The organism is Luteitalea sp. (assembly GCF_022842525.1).
Classification (GTDB): Bacteria; Acidobacteriota; Vicinamibacteria; order Vicinamibacterales; family Vicinamibacteraceae; genus Luteitalea.
The window spans coordinates 1-2,586 of record NZ_JALHPM010000377.1; the positions used below are offsets into that span (position 1 = coordinate 1).

General features: G+C 66.4%; 1 protein-coding gene and 1 pseudogene. One reads left to right on the top strand and one right to left on the bottom strand.

Translation table 11 applies throughout. The annotated features are described in order from the left end of the window. Positions 1-1,723, bottom strand: a pseudogene (locus Q0C41_RS31195) (glycosyl hydrolase); the annotation flags it as partial. A 94-nt stretch (positions 1,724-1,817) separates the two neighbouring features. Here Q0C41_RS31195 and Q0C41_RS31200 point away from each other — a divergent pair. After that, positions 1,818-2,586 (top strand): penicillin acylase family protein (locus Q0C41_RS31200; protein ID WP_291990924.1); only part of this gene is annotated, 769 nt, incomplete at its 3' end.

Genomic DNA, 2,586 nt, shown 5'->3' on the forward strand with positions numbered 1-2,586 from the left:
CGACGATCGCCGGCCAGGCCGAGATGCCGTCGTTGCGCGCGAGTTTGATGTCGCTGTTCTTGACGCCCATCGTGATGAGGTCGTTGCGGCTCTGATTGCGCGTAAGGTCGGGGCTGATCATCGCCCACGAGTCGCCGCGGTTGTCGGTGCGGAACACGCGGTTCGCGCCCACGTAGAGCACACCCGGATTGTGCGGCGAGCGGATGAGCGGCGTATCCCAATGGAAGCGGAACGCTTCACCCGCGGCCGGCGCCGGCGTGACGTTGAGCGGCGTGGGGCGGATGGAGCGCGACTCGCCGGTCACCGTGTTGCGACGGATCAGGTTGCCGTCCTGCGATTCGGTGTACACGATGCGCGAATCGCGATGGTCGGGCAGCGCGACGAAGCCGTCGCCGCCCAGGATCTGGAACCAGTCGTAGTTGTAGATGCCGGCGCCGTGGCGCGAGGCGCTGGGTCCGCACCAGTTGTAGTTGTCCTGCATGCCGCCGCAAATGTTGAACGGCCGCTCCATGTCGTAGCTCACGTGGTAGAACAACCCGACCGGCAGATTTGGGACGAACGTCCAGCTCTTCGCCTGATCGTACGAGACCGCGAGACCACCGTCGTTGCCGATGAGCACATGCTGCGGATTGCGCGGATTCACCCAAATGGCGTGCACGTCGTCGTGCGTCACCATCGCCGCGTCGGTCTCGACCGACTTGCCGCCATCGATGCTCATCTGCAGACCGACGCCGCCGTAGTACACGGTCTCGGCGTTGGACGGGTCGATGCGGAGCTTGGAGAAGTACATCGGGCGCGGGTTGGTGTTGCTCACCTTGCGCCAGGTCGCGCCGGCGTCGTTGGAGCGCCAGAGTCCCGTCTTGCCCGAGTCGAGCGGCACCGCGCTCGGGGCCTCGACCAGCGAGTACACGATGGACGGATCGGAGGGCGCGATATCGACGGCGATGCGGCCGAGGTCACCGGTGGGGTAGCCACCGCCGACCTTGGTCCAGTTCTCGCCGCCGTCGACGGACTTGTAGAGCGCCGAACCGGGACCACCGCCGTTCATGCAGCAGGTGGTGCGGCGACGCTGGTACATGGAGGCGAACAGGACCTTCGGGTTCGCGGCCGACATGACGACGTCGTTCGCGCCGGTGTCATCGTCGCCCTTGAGGATGAGGTGCCAGGTCTTGCCGCCGTCGGTGGTCTTGTAGACGCCACGCTCGCCGCCGGAGCCCCAGAGTGGGCCCGCTGCGGCGACGTACACGATGTCGTTGTTCGTCGGATCGATGATGATCTCGTTGATGTGCTTCGAGGCGCGCAGTCCCATGTGCGTGAACGTCTTGCCGCCGTCGGTCGACTTGTAGACGCCTTCGCCCCAGCCGATCGACTGCCGGTTGTTCGACTCACCGGTGCCGACCCAGAGCAGGTCCGGGTTGGTTTGCGAGATGGTCACGTCGCCGATCGACATGAGCCCCTCGTGCTGGAGGAGCGGAGTCCAGGTCGCACCGTTGGACGTCGTCTTCCAAACGCCACCGTGTGCAGTGCCCACGTAGAAGACGGCGGGATTCGCCTCATAGACTGCGAGGTCGGCGACGCGGCCCGACATCGTCGCCGGCCCGATGGACCGGAAGTGGAGTGATTCGAACTCGGTCGCAACGGGGATCTGGGCTTGGACCGCGATCGCCGCGAGCGCGCTCACGAGGAGCGCAGCAGCAAGGGTCCGGAGACGCTGGTGGATCACGATGGATCTCCACGCACTGGGGTGGGAAGAGCAGGGACAAGGCTAGAACGTACGACGCTCGTGCTTCGCTGGGGAGGATGCGTATCTTCCAATCATGCGCCGATTCTCCCGCTTGCTGACGGGCCTGCTGCTCGTCCTCTTCGTGCTGGCACTTGCCCTATGGTACGGCGGGCGATCCTACCTCGCCCGGTCGGTAGCGCAGGAGAGCGGAAGCATCACCCTCGCCGGACTCGGCTCGGCGGTCGAGATCCTGTTCGACGCGCGCGGCGTGCCGCAGGTGTACGCCAAGACGAATGCCGATGCGCGATTCGCGCTCGGTTGGCTGCACGCGTCGGAGCGACTCTTCCAGATGGAGCTCACCCGGCGCATGGCGCGCGGACAGCTCTCGGAGTTGTTCGGGCCGATCGCCAAGGAGCTGGACGCTGCGCAGCGACGGCTCGGGTTCGACCGGCAGACACGCCGCGACGTGGTGTCGCTCGACGCGGTGGTGCGGCGTGAACTGGAAGAGTACGTCGCCGGCGTGAACGCTTGGGTCGCGCAGGCGAGGCCGCTGCCGCCCGAGTTCACGCTGCTCGGGTTCGCGCCAGCGCCGTGGACGGTGGAGGATGTGACGGTCGTGGGGTTCTACCAGAGCTGGTTCGCGCTCACGCTCATGGATCAGGGGGCGGACTATCGTGAGGTCTTCGATCGCCTCGGTGGCGATGCTTCGCGTTTGGCGGCCGCCGTGCAGGCTTGGTCACCGCCCACCGTGCCGAGTGCCGTCGCGACGATCAGCGGTGGCGCGCCACGCATGACGAAAGCGTCGAACTCGTGGGTGATCGCACCTGCGCACTCCAAGAGCGGCGCGGCGTTGCACGCTTCGG